Raw genomic sequence first — 18,244 nt, 5'->3', positions numbered from 1 at the left:
CTTTATTTCATCGACTGCGAGACCGACATCATCATAGACTCCTTCCCTATGAAACACATTCAATGCTTCAGTCATTTCTATCCTTTCCAACATCAATGCCATTTTATCTTCCATAGCACTAATTTTGGCACTGGAGATGTCTCTGACGACCTCTGTGACGGACACAGCCTTTACATGCTTCATATACGCATTCTTCAGAACTTCGGTTTTATAGTCGATATAGGCTCGCTGGGTCTCGTTCTCTGTCCTGCCGGATAAGAACCACACCAAATCTCTCGGCATACCAGCGTTAAGCATTTCGGTGTTGAAAAATTTCCTCATCGAGTGACTCCTAATTCTTCCAAATGTATATTTATCCTTACCGATAGCAACATTGATGCGTTTGTACATCGCCAGTATGCCGTATTTTTTGAGACCGAACAAAGATTCATCCTGCCACTGCTCAAGCCAGTATAACACTGCTTTTGTGGCTTCTGGACTACAAAATGTGGTATATGGAGTATTAGTCTTGGCTCTTGTTGGATGAAGAGTGGTGATGTAGGTATCGTAATCTACGCCATCTAAAAAGTCCTGCCTACTTATGCCGAGCAGTTCTGCAGTACCCATCCCACTGGAACATTGGAGCAGGATTATAGCTTTATCTCGATAAGTAACATAGTTGAGGGCTTCCCTAATGTCATCGGCAGTAGGTATAAACCTATTTTCCTTGCGAGGTTTGACCTTTGGTATGTTTATGGGAGGCACCTGTACAGAGTTCTGGCGATACCAATGAACCACCATGTTGAATGTTACTCGTGCAGTGGTAGGTGCTATGACTTTGAGAGATTCCTTGAATTTGGACAGATGTGTGTATATTTTGCGCTGTGGCATACGCACTCGGTTATCTTCATCCTCAAAGGCCTCGGACAACAACTGCTCCGGAGTAAGACCTGTAAGATTGCAGTATTTCCACATTGCTATGGCGAAATTGGAGCGAGTTCCCTTCTTATATTCATGCAGGTCGGCATAGGTTTTGAGGGCATCATTTATAAGCTCCCCTTCTGCATATAATTCATTCAATTTCATAAATAGAATAGGCTTTTTGAGGATGATATAGTTGGTGGTTTAGCTCACCGTATCCTCATATAGTTAGTATCAAATGCATACTGATAACCGGAAGTTAGAGAATGATCACATATAGGCTTTATACAACTACTGAGACAGAAGACAAAGATGCCGGATCCTATCATACTTTACTTGATGCTATCAGGGAAAAGCATGGGATCAGATATGACAGCGTGGATATTGGTACTTTGAACGATGCCGATAAAGAAAAACTTGTTGAGGATATAAGGATCGTAAGCAGGAAAAAAGGGATCGGTGTCGTTAGCAAAGGCAGTGGTGCTCTTATCATTTCCCGTAAGAAGAAGCTCGGAAAAATATATGTGCTGTTAAAACTGGAAGACGAACAGATAAAGAACGTCTATCCGCATGAGGTAAACAAAAAAAGGATAGATATTATCTCTCACTTGAACAGGGCATTAAAAGCAAGCAGTATGAATGAGATCACTGATCATAGTTCGATCTCAGAGCAGGATATATCCCGAATGATCTCTACCTTTCCCGAACTAATAGAAGAAGGAATGGAGTTCATCGACACTGAAGTGGAGATAGAAGGCGGAAGGATAGATGCCGTATTCAAAAGTAAGACGGATGAGCATCTTCTGGTAGAGATCGAAATAGAAGCCAGGGACAATGCCATAGGGCAGGTACAGAGATTTGTCACATATTCAACGAAACACAAAATCCCCCGGGAAAAGGTTAGATTAGGGATAGTCTGTGCCCGGATAGCTGAGAGCCGATTGAACGCCTGCATTGGTGCTGGTATCGAGGTTTATGTACTCAGTCTGGAAAAGAAAACTCCGGACGCATGATCGCCTTATTGATCACATCTTTCCGGCATGACCTCAAAAAAGAAATTAAAGGAGTTTTCCTCCCAGAAATGTGAATAATACTATTTTTTATCGCACTTTACTTTCTTTTCTGGGATCCGCTGGATGGATATGTGTGATACTCTTCCGTCGCAGCCTTCTTGGATCCTGCTTTCTTCTGTTCCTTTACTACCATTTAGCTCACCTCCGATAGTGAATGATATTTTCTGTCCATTCCTGTTACAGCGGCATATTTAGTAAGCACTGATGGATGTCTAGTTCTCAGGCTGTGATCATCGCATAAAGCCGCTAAATTGCCTGATACTGAGAGAACTATAGTTTTTGTTTAGTTACTCAGTGAAACTTATTATATAATTAAAAGTATATTAATTTTGCTGATACATTTAAACTGAAGATCAATACTATAAAACGCAGTCTAACTAAGCAAAACATTAGATCGTACATAAAACAGGAAGCATTTTAAATAAGCCAAAAGTAAATGTGGGGGTTTATACCCCCGAAAACAGGTATTCTTATAATTACTTCTTTTTCTGCTCTTTTGCAGGTGCCGGGGACTTTACTCCCTTCTTCTGTGCGTCCTTCTTTTGTTCCATTGTTTTCACCTCATCAAGAAAATACTAATTGATCAATAGCATTCGGTAAATTTCAGTAATTACTTCCTTTTCTGTTCCTTAGCAGGTGCCGGGGTTTTTACTCCCTTCTTCTGTGCGTCCTTTTTCTGTTCCATCAATTTCACCTCCGTCCGGATAAATACCGATTTGCCAATCATATACGGTAAACCATCGATTGACATAACGATCCTTTTAGATAGTTACTCAATCTATGATATTATCTGCATTTATAATATATAAATTTAATTATACTTAAATACCAGCTTAACATCTATTTATTAGTGGTAATGTTGAACATAAAGTGAAAATTAGAAAAATAACGGATGCACGAATTTACTTGTAAGATATCGGTTCTTTCTCCGGCGAACTGTTTCAACTGCCTTCTAAAGTAAACTATATAGGACATCTTTAATTTCCTCAGAAATGTACTTAGTCCATGCAAAAATATTATTGCTCAGTATATTGCTAACTTATAATATGGATAGTTTCAATCTGGTGGCTCATGAACCAAGAATGTTGGTATTGACCGGTGAAAAAACATTTGAGGAAATGAAAGAACTGGCCTGGAACAAAAAGACTGCAGCATTCGGAGGGCTTAAGAACCTTCTGTCAAGACCGAAACCTGAAGATATCAACATAACCCATTCAGAAAAACAATACAAACCTTTCTGGCATGCTGTGTGTTCTACCCACTTTGAATATAAGCGGAAATGTGAATTCACTGTTAAGATCAGCGATCCGATAGTACAGAAAGTAATAGTATGTGGTGAAGAAAAGGCAATAGATCCACAAAGAAATATTAAGCTTTCACGTATCGAACACTGTCTGGAATCAACTACAAAAGAGATATTCATTGATGCATATAGTGAAAATGAAGATGATTTTTCCCGATATATCACCATGCCTGCCCGGGAGTTGGGGCAGACCGAAGAGCTGAACGAGGGAGACAATATAGTAGTTCCGGTAAAAGTTAAAGCTGCCTACATTGTGAGGAAACTGTTAAGCGAAATGATAAAACCCATAGATGCTGATGAAATATTGGATGAGACAGTAAAGATCGATACCTTGGACCTTTATTTTAGGCCCATCTATGCTTTCGAATATACCTGGATCCCAAAAAATAAACAGAATGTGCTGGAATTTGATGGTATTACCGGTGAATTCTATTCAGGTAAAGTGCTTAAGCAAAAGATGACAGAGATCTTTACCGAAGATGCTTTATTCGAGATAGGTGGAGAGGTTGCAGGTTTCATTGTTCCTGGTGCAGGTATACCTGTAAAGATACTCCAGGAATCCAGAAAAAGAAAGAAAATAATTGATAAAACCTAAATAGGACTATGAAATTGCTATATGAACCACCATTATTACAATTTGTATGTCAATGATGGCTTTTTAATCTCCACCTTTTTAATAAGTGAGGAAGGAGTTTTATGTTCATTGTTTTTGCCTCTCCAAATGGCATTATATTCCTTTCAGTCATGATGGTAGAACACGTATCATCAATGATCACTTTTCTTATAATGAATCTGCTTTAAGTATTTCTCCATAAAAGTATTGATCCACATATACCAGTTGACATGGCAAAGCGTTACAGATTTAATGTATCTTCTACATAATATCCTGCATTGGACCCTTTGGATCATACCTTCGTTCCCAAACTTTCCCGGAGATCCGGGATTTCCGCAATGATCACATTTTCAATGGACCTGCGGTCTGAAGAAAGGGAAATGGGCCCGGAAAGATATAACAAAAGATAAATTCTGGTGATATGGATGACCAAACACGAACACATCGTTGAAAAGACTAAGGGGTGGCTCTTAAGGTATGCTGATAAAAAAGGGTATATTCTGAATCCTGATGAAGAAATGCTGCATATAGTCATCGATGGTCTTACAAAGAACAGAAATGAACTCGGGCGTCAGTACTGTCCCTGCAGGATAGTTACCGGAGACAAGGAAGAGGATAAGAACATTATCTGTCCATGTGTGTATCATGAAGAAGAGATCAAGACCAATGGAAGTTGCCATTGTGGTCTATTCTTCAAGGACAACGGTAATGGACAATGAGCAATCCTGAAGGAGGACAGGGACCATGCCCAGTGTAATGGAGATCTACCAGCTGTTGCCAAAAACAAACTGCAAAAAATGCGGTAAAACTACTTGCATGGCCTTTGCAGTAGACCTGCTGGCACGTAAAATGAGCATAGAGGATTGCCCGCCGCTCAAGGAAGAAAAATATCGGGCAGGTTACGCAAAACTGAACGAACTGATAATTCCTGTGGGTAATGTAACTGAAACAGGTTTTCTTGTGCACGAGGACAAATGCATTGGCTGTGGCAACTGTGTAGTGGCGTGTCCGGTAAACGTGGTGGCGGATCCGGAAGGAACAGGTAGTGGCAGGGCTCCGACCAATGACAAAGTGATCCTGGTTATAAAGGACGGCATAGTCCGGCCGGTGAACATCCACGAATGCCGCCGTTTTGGTCCTAACAAGACATTGTGCTATGCATGCATAGACACATGCCCGACAAAAGCAATAGAATTTGTATGATCCCTTTGCAGGAGTGATGATATTGGATACCGGACCATTCGTTTGTACAGGTTGTGCCTTACTGTGTGATGATATTGCAGTGGAGCTACAGGATAGCAGGATGATAAGAATTGACACTGCGTGTCGAAAAGGTGTTTCGCGCATGAAAGGCTGCACTTCACCCATGCTATGCACAGTGGACGGAAAAGCAGTAGATCTCGACTTTGCAATAAAGGAAGCTGCCAGGGTACTGAAGGCTGCAAAGCATCCTCTTATCTTCGGGCACGGGAATTCAACACTGGAGGCACAGAGAAAAGCCATAGAGCTTGCAAAAAAACTCGGTGCACATATTGATGATACATCTTCTTTCTGTCAGGGACCGCTGGTTGAGGCTATTCTTAATGAAAAGCTCCCGACCTGCACTCTTGACGAAGTGCGTCACAAGGCTGATGTGATCGTTTTCTGGGGAGCTGATCCTTCACATTCTCACCCCAGGCACCTGTCAATGTATTCTTACTTTCCCAGAGGAAAACAGCGCCAGAGAGGCTGGGAAGAAGACCGGACCGCTGTAATTATCGATGTCAGAAGATCTGATACCGCTGTGATCTGTGGGGATAAGTTCTACGAGATACCTCTTAGAGCTGATCCCGAGTTCATGGAAGCCCTTGTTAGTGCTTTATCCAATAAAGTGCCAAAGACATCGTTCAACATGGACCCAAAAAGGATATTGGAATTAGCTAATATTCTGAAAAAAGCAGAGTTCGGCGTGGTGTTTGCAGGCCTTGGCATGACCTATTCACTGGATTCGCTGGAACCCTTGTTCATGTTGATGGGCAAGCTTAATGAAACTTCGAAATTCCATCTGATACCCATGGTGGGGCAATACAACATGCGTGGCTTCGATCATACTCTTTTCCGGGAAACCGGCTTTATCAACCGGGTGTATTTTGGAGGAGAGAACATTGAGCAAGGACCACAACAATCTGTCGTGGAGCTTATCAGTAACAACGTTGTGGATGCTGCCCTGATCATCGGTTCAGATCCCCTGGCAAGCCTGCCGGGACAAATTGCAAAAAAACTCAGTAAGATCCCGTTAATTACCATTGATCCCTGCGAGAACCTAACCTCCAAAAGATCCAAAGTGACCATTCCTTCTGCTCTTAGTGGCGTAGAGTGCGGAGGCACTGCGGTACGCATGGACGGCGTGGAGGTAACACTTAAACAGATCATTGACACCAGCAAGCTCTCAGATGAACATATCATTGCACGTATCACGGAGGCAATATAATGGGATTTGGGCAATTCCTCTCAGAACCGGAGTTCAAGTTCATAATCGTTACCCACAGAGATATATTCCAGAACACTGCCCAGGAAAATTCGAGGTTCAGTGATCAATATGCAGAGTTATCCTCTGTCATCAGGCTGGATAAAGAGGACATGAATAAAATAGGATTAAGGTCAGGGGATCTGGTAGTTGCAAAAAATACTTCCGGAAGGGTGGTATTGAAAGTTGAAAGTTCGGTTCTTGAACAACCTCATCCGGGAACAGCATTTATGGTCAATGGTCCCTGGGCGAATGCATTGGTGGCTGCTGATACAGGAGGCACAGGCGTACCAGCCTTTAAGAAGATCGAGATAGTGCTATCAAGATCAAAAGGGGAAAAGGTTACATCACTTGCTGAGCTAATCTAGTATTGTATAAAGGAAGAGGGGAGTAAGCATGACTTCTGATGCAGAGAGCTTTTGGGAAGGGAAAAATTATCTCATAGTGACCGATAGATCAAAGCCAGCTATTAAATTAACCATCGACGAGCTCAAAAAAAGGGGTATGTCCGTGCAGGTAATGGACATCAAAGGGATAGGTACGGATAAGATCAACGCTGGCCTTAAAGCGCTGTCCTTGCCAGTGGAAAAAGTTGTAATAGGGATCACAGCTATGGAGCCTGCTGATATCATACACTATCTTATGGACAGGGGTTGTAAAGATATCTGGGTTCACTGGAGGACAGATACTGAAAAAGTACGTCAACTGGCTTCAAGTTCAGGAGATAATATCCTTATAGGCAGATGTCCTATGCTGTACCTTGGTAACGGATTGAGCATTCATGGAATGCATAGGTTAATTGCACGTTCTTTCGGAAAGTACTGATCTTTTTGGCTGGGTCGGCTGCGTCAAAGGTATGGAAAAGCTGAAGATGCTGCCTTTTCCCTCTTCACTTTCCACCCAGATTTTTCCATTATGCATCTCCACGAACTTCATTACAATGAACAGACCAAGACCTGTACCGCCGAACTTTCTTTCAAGCGAGGCATCTATCTGACAGAAAGGTTTGAAAAGCTTTTGCAGATCTGCTTTATCAATCCCGATACCTGTATCCTTCACGCTTACACCCAGTTCATTATCGTGAAGAACGTTTGCACTGATCTTCACAGAGCCTCCGGCTGGAGTAAATTTGATAGCATTGTTCAGCAGATTGTACAATATCTGTTCGAACTTCGGTTTATCGGCACAAATGTGATCCACGTTCATACCGAATTCCATAGACAACGAGATGTTCTTTCGTGTAGCAACTGCCATTAAGTTTGAGCATATGCAGCGCACAGATGTTGGTACGTAGAACTCACTGCATTTAATTGTACCAGTTCCTGCTTCTATCCTTGACATCTCCAGCACGGAGTTCACAAGTTCAAGTAATTTGTTAGCACTTATGGATATATTGCTCAGGTATTTCGAATGGTACTGGTTCAAAGAATCAGATAGTTCATCTATCATTACATCGGAATATCCTATAATGCAATTAAGAGGAGTGCGAAATTCATGGGTGATATTTGCAAGGAACTCGCTCTTTGTGCGATTTGCATTCTCAGCAAGTGCTTTTGCTTCAAGGAGTGCACATTCCAGTTTTTTACGGTGAGTTATATCCTCACCTGACATAAGAATACCTTCTACTGTTCCCACATCGTCCTTTAAAAGGATATTATTCCATGCAAAGATGCTCTCTTCACCATTCTTCTTGATCAGGCTGCTTTCAAAGTATTCGGGTACAGATCTCTTCCCACCCAATATATCCGAATAGTTTGCTTTAGCATCATTTTTTTCTCTCTCAGGCAAGCATGTGTCGAACCAGTTATAGCCAATGATCTCACTTTCGGTGTAACCTATTATTTCGCATCCCTTTTTATTGATCAGGCTTACATTATGGTCCCTGTCTATAACAAGAATTATGACCCTTACAACATCCAGGTATTTCTGTGCCCTGTCTCTCTCCTGTTTAAGGTCCTTTTCTACCTTTTTCAACTGGAATATGTCCACCATTATACCGTTGATACCAACTACCTCATTGCCCCTTACGATAGCACGTGAAGTGGTATGCACATAAACAATTTCGCAGTTTTTTTTCAGTATCCTGAACATGTGTGGTTTATGTTCGCCTTCAAGGGTCAGCTTTATTTCTGTAAGCAGTCCTGGCAGATCATCAGGATACACATATTGCATAAAAGGAGTGTTGAGAACTTCTTGTACCTTGTAACCGGTAATATGTTCAATGGCAGAATTAATGTATGTGAACCTGCCTTGCAGGTCCACCGAGAACACAACATCATTTAGTGTTTCAAGTTTTTCAGTATAAAAGTCCTCAGTATTTTGCAGTATCTTTTTTGTATCTTCTAAAGCCCTGGCTAACTCTTCTATTTTTCTGTTGAGCATAAAACTCTCATTGTTTGTTTCTTCAGGCATACAATGAAATTCCGGACTTATAGCGCTATCTGGCATATTGATCAGAAACCATGAATATTTTAATATCCAAGGCCAATTATATTTATATATAAAATTATTTGTATATATGCTTTAGCAGAGTAAACTTATTGTCCGGAACAAATACGGTGAAGTACACTTTATATCACATGATCATGGTACAATATCTTAGACATTGAATACAAAATGGTGAATTATGGTAATTTCTCTATCCCATGCAGGAATCGGTTTGCTCATAGTTCTATTATTAGGATTGCGCGGAAGAGAAAGTAAACTGGTGGTCTTGTTCTCAGTGCTTCCGGACTTTGATTTTATACCATATGCTATATTCATGCTGCTGGAAAAAAACCTTAGCTATGAGATGCGAAACAATTTGTTCTATTTGATGGGACATAGGGAATTCATGCATTCGGTACTGTTCATTACAATAGCTCTACTGATCCTTCATATACTCAAAAAGAATCTGCTTCTTACGATTTCATGTGCTTTGGCGATCTTTAGTCACGTATACCTTGATTATGCAACAAGCTGGAAAATGCGTCCGTTTTTTCCTTTTATAAAAGAAAGCTCTACTCTGGGTGCCTTTGATTTCTTTGATCCCATTGTAACTGTGATCTCTCTGATACCTCTGTTCATACTGTTGCTGGAGTACCAGAGAAATAAAGGAAAATGGACAAAAATAGCTTGGATACACAAATATATGCAACAGAATAGAAGGACCATAATCGTTTCTATAACATGGGTTTTTGTTATCTGGTGTGCTCTGGCACCGTTTACCAAACTCATGCTGGTGGACCACGCATCTGCTGCAGAAGATAATGATATTTCATATCAGAATGCGGCACCGATATCATTTGGAAAGTTCCTGGGTGCATACGATTTTAATGAAACGCATTATCAGATATTTGAGGCAAGTTACTGGAATAGCGTTTATAGGTCGGATTTCATTCCAAAAAAATCTTATGGGAATATAACTGCCGAGAATTCCAGATACATCTCCAAAGCTGCTGTATTGTATAATTCCGGTTTGCCACAGGAGATAGATTATCCTGTATACGATCTCACAGAGAATTCGACCACTGTGATCGTTACTATTTCAGATGCCCGGTCAGTTTATGTAAAGTACTGGGCATACTTCAAGGTAGAATATATTTTCTTCTTTGAGAAAGAGAATTCCACGTATGTGGCTTTCATGAAAGACCAGAGAAAAGCAAAGCACTCTGTGACTTTGAATAGATTTATAGATTCATAAAGGGCAAGTAAAACATTCCTATCAATAGTGATTTTAGATATAAGGTTCATTTATGTGAACATCTTATTTAAATGCATGTTCATTAATTAAATAATGTGGGATGTTTACATGAAAATTAATGATCTAAATACCGGGAATGAGGAGATGCCTTATATACCCATTACAATACATGAGTTCGTAGATCACGATACCTGGAGCCTTCATCTTGCTTTACACGCAAACGGTATACTCGTTGGAACTGCTTCTGCCAAACTGGGTAATTCCAAATATGATCAGGAAACGGTTGTTGCAGCTATGCAGTGTCTTAAGAATGATTATTTTAAGGCTATAGGTTCTCCTATGAGATATGAGAATGGAAAACTTCTATTTCTCGCACCTGACAACGGTATGTCAATTGAGAAAAAAGCAGAAATGCAAATGAACGGGCAAGAGGATCACTATTATATGGCTGCATCCAGAAAAATGCCACAAAAGATATTTGCATAATTCTCATGCAGGCTCTCCAGGCGTTGCATATTAATAAGATAGCTTCAAATACGTTTCAAGGAGGTTTTTTCTTGGTAGAAAAAGACGATCTTGACGATGTGATAATGGCCAAGCCCGGTCCTCGTGAAGCAAAAAAGATGGAACATGACATGCTTAACAGAGCTGCTTCTAATCCGGTGCGCCGTAAGATCATCAAGGAAATTGGGATATACGGTGCTTCAAAAGAAGAGCTTCTTAAAAATCTGGGCATGCAAGAGACAGCTTTCAAGTTCCAGATAGACTACCTCCTGCATCAGGAGCTTGTAAAGGAAGACAGTGGGAAATACCGTCTTACTGATAAAGGTCTTGAAATACTGGAAATGCACAGGTGAATATTTCTGTAAGGGGGAGGGGGTTTGACCTGCAGGATCATTCTATCCGGAGTAATTGCTATTCTGCTTGTTTGTGGCTGTGTTGAACAGCAACAAACTCCGGCAATAAATGTATCAGAAAAAGCGGATACTTTTTTCGAAGGCAGTGAACTCACCCCTATCGAAGAACAACGTAACAATGCGATAAAAGGACCTCAATTCATCAACAGGGAGACTTATACACTTCAGGTTACCGGGATGGTGAACAGATCTTTGAACCTCAGCTATGAGGAATTGCTCGCTTTCCCTGCTGCGGACAGGTTCGTACGCATGAACTGTGTGGAGGGCTGGGGATTCGATGCACGATGGACAGGTGTTACCCTGAACAGCATTTTCAATGATTCAGGATTGCAGCCCGGAGCTAAAAATGTTATATTCTATTGTGCTGACGGCTATTCCACATCCCTGGAACTCGATTATCTGACAGGGAATGACATAATGCTGGCATACAGGCTTAATAATGTAACCTTACCTCCTGAGAGAGGTTTTCCTCTGCAGTTGGTTGCCGAAGACAGGTATGGGTACAAATGGGCAAAATGGATCACACATATCGAAGTGACAGACCAGGTTTATGAGGGATTCTGGGAATCCCGGGGTTACAGCAATATAGCCATGGTAGGAGAACGCGCATATGGAGTATTTTGAGCGAACATGTTCTTTTCAGGTTGTGTCACAGGTCATGTACTTCATGGCAAAATATTAATCTAAGGCTCCTCTCATTTACTATCCCATGGGCAGCATCATCTCCGTTAGGGGACTTACCAAAAGGTTCGCAGGATATGTTGCACTGCATGGTATTGACCTGAATATAGAAAAAGGGGAGTTCGTGATCATTCTGGGTCCCAACGGGGCAGGTAAAACGACATTTCTCAAGATACTTGAAACACTTGTCCGACCATCTTCCGGCTTGGTGAAGATAGGTGGACTGGAGCTCAGCAGGTCAGCAGTACAGATACGCAAGATGATCGGTGCCATCTCACATGAAAGTTATCTATATAGTGATCTGACAGTGGAAGAAAACCTGCGTTTTTTCGGAAAGATGTACGGACTGCCGGATGATGAAATTACTGTAAGGATACAACTGCTTCTTAAACAGATGCATCTTGAACACCGTTATATGGACCGGGTAAGTACACTTTCCAGAGGTCTGAAACAACGTCTGTCCATTGCACGTTCTCTTATCCACGATCCCGAAATTATCCTGATGGACGAACCATACACTGGACTGGACATACGGTCAGCCGATGATCTTGAGAAATTGCTTCTTGAGAACAGCAGAAAAGCCACTGTGCTGATGGTCACACATGACATCGATCGGGCATTTTCTATATGTGAAAGGATCATCATATTCTGCGATGGTAAGATCTCGTTGGATATCCGAAAAAAGGACATAGGTTCTGTGGAAGAACTCAAGAACATCTATACTACGATATTTGATGGAGGAGCATGATACGCAGTCTTTACATCGCAGCAAAGGACCTGCGTACGGAACTACGCACAAAACAGGTGCTTAATTCCATGCTTGTCTTCTCCCTGGTGGTCATGGTTATCTTCAGTTTATCTTTAAGTGATGTGCTTAGCGATTCTTCGGCCATTGACCGCCTGGCGCCCGGATTGCTTTGGATCGCCTTCATTTTCGCCGGAACACTGGGCATCACCCGGACATTTGCCTCGGAGACTGAGAACGGCTGCCTGGAGGGACTACGGCTCTGTCCTGTGGACAGTGCAGCCATATACACCGGCAAGGCCATATCAAGCATGTGCCTGATGCTTATTGTGGAAATAGCTACAGTACCTGTTTTCATGGTGCTGTTCAACTACAATATCCCGGACATCCCAACAATGGGGATAGTGATACTGCTGGGTACGGCGGGTTTTTCGGCGGTCGGCACTTTGCTCTCTTCCCTTACGGTCAATACCCGTACAAGAGAGATCCTTCTCCCTGTGCTTTTGCTTCCTCTGCTGGTGCCGGTGCTCATCCCTGCTGTGCTGGCCACAGGCAAAATACTGGCAGGAGAAGGAATAGTTGAGATAATCACCGAACTTCGCCTGATGGCTGTATATGATATTGTTTTTTTCACCCTGGCACGTCTGTTGTTTGATCATACACTGGAAGGGTGAAAAGGGAAGATGACGGGAAATTAGATAAAATATATTGACAAATACAGCGCAGACACAATCATTGAACATGGGACTAAATCATGGAAAATAGGAAATTAAAGATATTGGCCTTTGTAACTGCTGCATTCGTGATGATGGCAATGTATATGGTCTTTTTCTATTTGCCTGCTATGAGGTCCGGTTCCGGAGGTCTGCTCGATAGTAGCTTCAAAATATTCTATTTCCACATGCCCCTAGCTATTACTGCGTATCTTGCCTTCTTCATTGTCTTTGCTGCCAGCATCATGCAGCTTAGGTTCCATGATGTGAAGTGGGATATCTATGCCAGGTCTGCAGCAGAGATCGGAGTAATATTCGCTCTTTTGGTACTTATCACCGGCTCCATATGGGCCAGGGCCACCTGGGGATGGTACTGGGTATGGGAACCCCGGCTTACCACATCTCTTGCACTCTTCCTTGTTTATGTGACATACCTGCTGCTGCGTCAGGCCATAGAGGAGCCGGAATCTAAAGCGAGGCTGGCAGCAGTATTTGGAATAGTGGGTTTTGTCTCCGTGCCCCTGAGTTTTCTCTCTATTCGCTTGTGGCGTTCTGTACACCCTTTGATGTTCGGAGAGGCAATGTACGGCAGCACAGGAGGAGGACTGGAGGGATCTGCCCTGCAGCTTACACTGATGGTTAATCTTCTGGCATTCATTGCTTTATTAATAACACTGTTCATTTACAAATCAAATACGGAAACACTGAAAGAAGAGATCCGGGTTCTAAGGGCATCACGTCGCTGAAGTTTCTATTTTTTTGGATAAATAAAAATATCTTTAAAAAAGAAAGAGTTATAAGTTGCCGGAAGAAACAATTGTCCATGTTATTCGAACCCATAAATATAGCCGGTATTAAAATTAGTAACCGTTTTGTCCGGTCTGCGACACATGAATGGATGGCGCAACCCGATGGCACTCCTACCGCACGCATCGGAGATTTGTACGAGGAACTTGCCCGTAACGAAGTAGGACTTATCATAACCGGATATTCCTATGTTAACCCGAAGGGTAAAAGTGATCATCAGCAACAGGGTATCTATGAAGACAGGCTCATTGGACCCTATAAGGAGATCGTTGCAAGGGTGCATGAACATGATAGTAAGATAGTCCTGCAAATAGTGCATGGAGGACGGCAGACAATGATCACTGCCGATAATCCATATATGCTGGCCCCTTCTGCGGTAATTGAAACTACAAAAGGTATGACACCTGAGGAGATGACCGAAAAAGAAGTACTGGAAACCATAGAGGATTTCGCGCAGGCTGTCAGGCGTGCAAAGGAGGCGGGATTCGATGGTGTCCAGTTGCATTGTGCACACGGTTTTTTGCTCAGCAATTTCATATCTCCATACACCAACAGGCGTAAGGACAGATGGGGTGGTTCCACTGAAAAGAGGACACAGGTGATCCTCGACATTATCTTGCGTACCAGGGAGCTGATAGGCCACGATTATCCGATCCTTGTTAAGCTGAATGTTACCGATGGTTTTAAACCCGGGTCACACAAGCATACGCTTGATGCCCCGGAAAGCGTAGAGATAGCAAAGATCCTTGCAGACAATGGTGTATGTGCCATAGAGGTCAGCGGAGGCATTGCAGAAGCTGGTGACGAGCTTTTCAGAACAAATATCGATTCACCGGAAAAAGAAGCCTATTACAGGGACTATGCGAAAATGATTAAAGAACGAATTGATGTGCCTGTGATCCTTGTAGGTGGTATCAGATCGAAGCAAGTAATGGAAATGCTGCTTAAAGAGGGTTATGCTGATATGATCTCTTTGTGCAGACCATTGATAGCTGAACCTGATCTGGTGTCCAGACTGAGAAAAGGAGAGACAGGAACTGCGAAATGTGTCTCTTGTAACCTGTGTTCTGATGAAAACGGAGTCAAATGCAATTACGATTTCACTAAGTGAGCTCCCTCTTTAATGCAGGCTTGCGGAGTGCCCGTCCGCAGGTTGAGCAGAAAATCAATAAGAAGATCGTGATCCATGACAACAAGATCTGCCTGATGAAGCTCTTCAGGGTTCAGGTATGTGGGAACTGCCACGCAGCACAGGCCTGCAGCCTTTGCAGCCTGTACGCCTACAGGAGCATTTTCGATGACGATGCATTCGTCTTTTTGTATGGCCAGTATCTCCACGGCCTTTAGATAAGGGTCCGGAGCTGGCTTACCATGAACAATATCATCGCCAGTGACCACCACGCTGAACATCCCCGGATACAGGTTTTTCAGAACACTATGTACAATTGGGCTGTCAGCACCGGAAACCACTGCAAGCTTATATCTGTACCTGAGAACTTCCAGGCATTCGGGCATGCTTTCAAAGGTACGTAACTCAACGATTAAATTGAATTCTTCAATATATTTCTCAACTATTTTCCTAAGATCGAACGTGCCGTCATTAATACCTGCTTTTTCAAGTAGCAGGCGCACAATGTCGATGGTCTTTTCCCCTTCCCTTTCATAGATCACCTGTTGGTCCATGTGCACGCCCATCCGGTCAAAGATGTGTTGCATCGCTTGAACGTGGTATGGCATGGAATCTACAAGTACGCCGTCCATATCAAATATCAATGTTTTTAACAATGTCATTCCCCTAATATGATGTCAGGACAGATGAAGGCATCATTCAGATATGTTTCTTTCTGCCCAATAGGACGCTACGAAAGAGCCGGAGATATTGTGCCATATGCTGAAAAGAGCACCCGGAAGTGCAGCAACCGCTGTGAAATGCTTAATGGCAAGGGCAACGCTCAGGCCAGAGTTCTGCATCCCCACTTCTATGCCAATGGTCCTGGCCTCCATTTCATTGAGACCCATAAGCCTGGAAAGACCATAACCGCTGGCAAGCCCAAGCAGGTTGTGAAGTATGACTGCAACTACTATCAAGATCCCTGCAGAAATAACAGTTTCCCTGTTCAGGGCCATGATAATAGCTATTATGAATACGATTGTAAGCACTGAAATTGCAGGGAAGGAATGTCGTACAGTATCTATACGGGAAGCAAAAACGGTATTTATACCGATCCCCAAAGCAACAGGCACTATAACTATCTGCAGGATGCTGACCAGCATGCCGTGCATGTCTACATCGATCGTCTGGCCTATATATAACCATGTGAGCAGGGGGGTCATAATAAAGGAGATCAATGTAGAAACAGATGTAAGGACAATAGAAAGTGCGACATCGCCCTTTGCAAGATAACATATCACATTTGAAGCCGTACCTCCCGGACAACAACCCAGCAGCACCACACCTGCTGTGAGCTCAGGGGAAAGAGAAAGGGTTCTTGCAATGACAAATCCTATCAGTGGCATCAATGCATACTGAAGCACAGTTCCAATAACGACTGCTTTAGGTCTTTTGAAAACAAGCAGGAAATCTTCAAGGGCAAGTGTCATACCCATTCCGAACATCACAAGACCCAGCAGGAAAGGAATAGCATCTTTGTATGGCAGGAAGATCCCTGGGTACAACAGTGCAATACCAGAGAGGACGATGGCCCAGATGGGGAATAAAGAAGTGAACCTTTGCAGCATACCACTATTCCATTAAGCTTTGAATATATTAATGCATGCAGGTGTTAAAAACATATCCTGTATTTTTGGTATCACATGATTTTATATTCCTTGGTCCGTTAATACTTGTTCCATGAGACTTGATACCTATCTTGTGGATATGGGTTATTTCAGCTCCAGGGCACGTGCAAAGGATGCTATTATCCGCGGGAATGTAAGAGTCGGAGGAAATGTTGTAACCAAGCCTGCCAAGGATGTCAGTACCGATCTACTTATCGAAGTAGGTGAAGGGCTTGATATGCCAAAAGGATATTTCAAGCTAAAACTTATTCAGGAAACTTCCGGTATTATCTGTGAAGGTGATAGCATCCTTGATCTGGGTTCAAGTGCAGGAGGATTTCTACTGTATGCTTCACAGATAGCAGGAAAAGTACGAGGTATCGAATTTAGCAAAGACTTTCATAAGGAGCTTGGCAGGATCACTTATGAGCATAAGAACGTAAGTGTAAGGTTCGGAGATGTTTTTACGCTTCCTCTGCGGGAAATGTCATCTGAGCAAGTGGATGTTATACTCAGTGACATGACTTTGGAGCCAAATGATTCTCTTCTGGCACTTAAAAGGGCACTCCCCTTACTCAAGGAAGGAGGAAAGTTGCTGCAAGTCATAAAGATGCAAAAACGTGAGAACAGGGAACCCATACTATCAACAATAGAGGGTTTTGGGGTCGAAGTTATTCAGGTGATAGAACCGCAGAAGCAGGAGATCTACGTGATCGCCCGCAAGGTTGCTGAAATGAGAGATGAGGTGTCCGGATGACATATAGATTGCTGGGCGAGGGTGATCCCATAAGACTTTTTGTGGGTGGTCTGCATGGGAACGAATGGATGGACACATCCGATATACTGGAGCAACTGGAACCACCGGCGGTGGGGTCCCTGGCAATTATACCTGTTGTGTGTAAAGAAAAATATGTATCCACTCTGCAAGGGCATTACTACAGGACACTCGGCAAACCAATATTAAAGGCTGTGGAAGAACTAAGGCCCGGTATATACATCGAGTTCCATTCCTATTCTAAGCAGAACCAAAAGCTGCTGACAGGTACGGAACGTATCCACACAGCAGGGGTGCCTGCATATAGTCAGCTTGATAATGATGTACTACTGGGTTCGGTGTCCCCGGTGATCAGAAGAGAATACTTTCCCGTGGAAGTACTATGCCTTTCTTTTGAGATCCAGAAAGATAACCCTCTATCGAAGGAGTATGGATTCAAAATAGCAAGAAAAATGAAAGAATGCTTATCCAGAGATCACTTTATTGAGCAACTGAAAACAAGGTATCCTGCTCAGACCACTAAAGTAATAGAGGATTATAGAAATTTTTATGGTTTGTAAGTCCTGCTTACAAACCATTTCATTATAGTGTTATCTTAGCTATTCAGTTCAGCCCATGTTGTAATTGTGGACGTTGTGCGCAGGATTCACATCCTGCATATCCTTTTCCTGGGCCTTAAGCATATCATCAATGCGCAATATCATGGCAGCTACTTCTGATGCGGACTTGATGGCCTGTGTTTTGACGCGGA

General features: G+C 42.6%; 22 protein-coding genes. 17 read left to right on the top strand and 5 right to left on the bottom strand.

The window, feature by feature from the left end; genetic code table 11:
- Nucleotides 1–1,065: tyrosine-type recombinase/integrase (locus ACCM36_RS02780; RefSeq protein ID WP_370572201.1), on the bottom strand; the 1,065-nt coding region annotated here is incomplete at its 3' end.
- A 101-nt stretch (nucleotides 1,066–1,166) separates the two neighbouring features.
- Between ACCM36_RS02780 and ACCM36_RS02775 the strand changes: the two genes are divergently transcribed.
- Nucleotides 1,167–1,913, top strand: a complete 747-nt coding sequence (locus ACCM36_RS02775) for an endonuclease NucS domain-containing protein (RefSeq protein ID WP_370572200.1) — start codon at nucleotides 1,167–1,169, stop codon at nucleotides 1,911–1,913.
- Between the two features lie 670 nt (nucleotides 1,914–2,583).
- Here ACCM36_RS02775 and ACCM36_RS02770 read toward each other — a convergent pair.
- Nucleotides 2,584–2,724, bottom strand: coding sequence for a hypothetical protein (locus ACCM36_RS02770; RefSeq protein WP_370572199.1), 141 nt, complete (start codon nucleotides 2,722–2,724; stop codon nucleotides 2,584–2,586).
- 295 nt (nucleotides 2,725–3,019) lie between these two features.
- On the opposite strand from ACCM36_RS02770, the gene ACCM36_RS02765 reads away from it, so the two are divergent.
- The 6 genes from ACCM36_RS02765 to ACCM36_RS02740 all read left to right on the top strand — a co-directional run bounded on the left by ACCM36_RS02765 (nucleotide 3,020) and on the right by ACCM36_RS02740 (nucleotide 7,220).
- Nucleotides 3,020–3,871: a hypothetical protein gene (locus ACCM36_RS02765; RefSeq protein WP_370572198.1), complete on the top strand. Its 852-nt coding sequence runs from the start codon at nucleotides 3,020–3,022 to the stop codon at nucleotides 3,869–3,871.
- A 443-nt stretch (nucleotides 3,872–4,314) separates the two neighbouring features.
- The gene (locus ACCM36_RS02760; protein WP_370572197.1) at nucleotides 4,315–4,608 is read left to right on the top strand and encodes a ferredoxin-thioredoxin reductase catalytic domain-containing protein; all 294 of its coding nucleotides are present in this window, start codon (nucleotides 4,315–4,317) and stop codon (nucleotides 4,606–4,608) included.
- Nucleotides 4,609–4,633: 25 nt separating this feature from the next.
- The gene (locus ACCM36_RS02755) at nucleotides 4,634–5,092 is read left to right on the top strand and encodes a (Fe-S)-binding protein (RefSeq protein ID WP_370572196.1); all 459 of its coding nucleotides are present in this window, start codon (nucleotides 4,634–4,636) and stop codon (nucleotides 5,090–5,092) included.
- 22 nt (nucleotides 5,093–5,114) lie between these two features.
- Complete coding sequence (locus tag ACCM36_RS02750; protein ID WP_370572202.1) at nucleotides 5,115–6,359, top strand: formylmethanofuran dehydrogenase subunit B; 1,245 nt, start codon at nucleotides 5,115–5,117, stop codon at nucleotides 6,357–6,359.
- Complete coding sequence (locus ACCM36_RS02745) at nucleotides 6,359–6,763, top strand: molybdopterin dinucleotide binding domain-containing protein (RefSeq protein ID WP_370572195.1); 405 nt, start codon at nucleotides 6,359–6,361, stop codon at nucleotides 6,761–6,763. The genes ACCM36_RS02750 and ACCM36_RS02745 overlap by 1 nt, the downstream gene beginning before the upstream one ends.
- Nucleotides 6,764–6,791: 28 nt before the next feature.
- Complete coding sequence (locus tag ACCM36_RS02740; protein ID WP_370572194.1) at nucleotides 6,792–7,220, top strand: hypothetical protein; 429 nt, start codon at nucleotides 6,792–6,794, stop codon at nucleotides 7,218–7,220.
- On the opposite strand, the gene ACCM36_RS02735 is transcribed toward ACCM36_RS02740, so the two are convergent.
- Nucleotides 7,191–8,807, bottom strand: a complete 1,617-nt coding sequence (locus tag ACCM36_RS02735) for a PAS domain S-box protein (RefSeq protein WP_370572192.1) — start codon at nucleotides 8,805–8,807, stop codon at nucleotides 7,191–7,193. The genes ACCM36_RS02740 and ACCM36_RS02735 overlap by 30 nt on opposite strands.
- Before the next feature lie 214 nt (nucleotides 8,808–9,021).
- Here ACCM36_RS02735 and ACCM36_RS02730 point away from each other — a divergent pair, with 214 nt between their 5' ends.
- The 8 genes from ACCM36_RS02730 to ACCM36_RS02695 all read left to right on the top strand — a co-directional run bounded on the left by ACCM36_RS02730 (nucleotide 9,022) and on the right by ACCM36_RS02695 (nucleotide 15,051).
- Nucleotides 9,022–10,077 (top strand): metal-dependent hydrolase, encoded by a 1,056-nt coding sequence (locus ACCM36_RS02730; protein ID WP_370572191.1) that lies wholly within the window; start codon nucleotides 9,022–9,024, stop codon nucleotides 10,075–10,077.
- A gap of 108 nt (nucleotides 10,078–10,185) precedes the next feature.
- Nucleotides 10,186–10,563, top strand: coding sequence for a hypothetical protein (locus ACCM36_RS02725; RefSeq protein WP_370572190.1), 378 nt, complete (start codon nucleotides 10,186–10,188; stop codon nucleotides 10,561–10,563).
- A gap of 71 nt (nucleotides 10,564–10,634) precedes the next feature.
- Nucleotides 10,635–10,934 (top strand): winged helix-turn-helix domain-containing protein, encoded by a 300-nt coding sequence (locus ACCM36_RS02720; protein ID WP_370572189.1) that lies wholly within the window; start codon nucleotides 10,635–10,637, stop codon nucleotides 10,932–10,934.
- Nucleotides 10,935–10,958: 24 nt separating this feature from the next.
- Entirely contained in the window at nucleotides 10,959–11,618 is a 660-nt protein-coding gene (locus tag ACCM36_RS02715; RefSeq protein ID WP_370572188.1) for a molybdopterin-dependent oxidoreductase, read from the top strand.
- An 85-nt stretch (nucleotides 11,619–11,703) separates the two neighbouring features.
- Complete coding sequence (locus ACCM36_RS02710; RefSeq protein WP_370572187.1) at nucleotides 11,704–12,423, top strand: ABC transporter ATP-binding protein; 720 nt, start codon at nucleotides 11,704–11,706, stop codon at nucleotides 12,421–12,423.
- Nucleotides 12,420–13,094, top strand: coding sequence for a heme exporter protein CcmB (locus tag ACCM36_RS02705; protein ID WP_370572186.1), 675 nt, complete (start codon nucleotides 12,420–12,422; stop codon nucleotides 13,092–13,094). The genes ACCM36_RS02710 and ACCM36_RS02705 overlap by 4 nt, the downstream gene beginning before the upstream one ends.
- 80 nt (nucleotides 13,095–13,174) lie before the next feature.
- Nucleotides 13,175–13,879 (top strand): cytochrome c biogenesis protein, encoded by a 705-nt coding sequence (locus tag ACCM36_RS02700; RefSeq protein ID WP_370572185.1) that lies wholly within the window; start codon nucleotides 13,175–13,177, stop codon nucleotides 13,877–13,879.
- A gap of 77 nt (nucleotides 13,880–13,956) precedes the next feature.
- Entirely contained in the window at nucleotides 13,957–15,051 is a 1,095-nt protein-coding gene (locus ACCM36_RS02695) for an NADH:flavin oxidoreductase (RefSeq protein WP_370572184.1), read from the top strand.
- On the opposite strand, the gene ACCM36_RS02690 is transcribed toward ACCM36_RS02695, so the two are convergent.
- Both ACCM36_RS02690 and ACCM36_RS02685 read right to left on the bottom strand, forming a co-directional pair.
- The gene (locus tag ACCM36_RS02690; protein ID WP_370572183.1) at nucleotides 15,033–15,725 is read right to left on the bottom strand and encodes an HAD family hydrolase; all 693 of its coding nucleotides are present in this window, start codon (nucleotides 15,723–15,725) and stop codon (nucleotides 15,033–15,035) included. The genes ACCM36_RS02695 and ACCM36_RS02690 overlap by 19 nt on opposite strands.
- Nucleotides 15,726–15,764: 39 nt before the next feature.
- Nucleotides 15,765–16,679: a bile acid:sodium symporter family protein gene (locus ACCM36_RS02685; protein WP_370572182.1), complete on the bottom strand. Its 915-nt coding sequence runs from the start codon at nucleotides 16,677–16,679 to the stop codon at nucleotides 15,765–15,767.
- Nucleotides 16,680–16,791: 112 nt separating this feature from the next.
- Here ACCM36_RS02685 and ACCM36_RS02680 point away from each other — a divergent pair, with 112 nt between their 5' ends.
- A complete protein-coding gene (locus ACCM36_RS02680; RefSeq protein ID WP_370572181.1) occupies nucleotides 16,792–17,475 on the top strand; it encodes an SAM-dependent methyltransferase in 684 nt (227 codons plus the stop codon).
- The gene (locus tag ACCM36_RS02675; protein WP_370572180.1) at nucleotides 17,472–18,053 is read left to right on the top strand and encodes a DUF2119 domain-containing protein; all 582 of its coding nucleotides are present in this window, start codon (nucleotides 17,472–17,474) and stop codon (nucleotides 18,051–18,053) included. Before ACCM36_RS02680 ends, ACCM36_RS02675 begins: the two co-directional genes overlap by 4 nt.
- The last annotated feature ends 191 nt before the right edge of the window (nucleotides 18,054–18,244 follow it).

It is taken from the genome of Methanomethylovorans sp. (assembly GCF_041305605.1).
Taxonomy (GTDB): domain Archaea; phylum Halobacteriota; class Methanosarcinia; order Methanosarcinales; family Methanosarcinaceae; genus Methanomethylovorans.
This window is presented reverse-complemented; position numbering and strand designations above follow the sequence as displayed.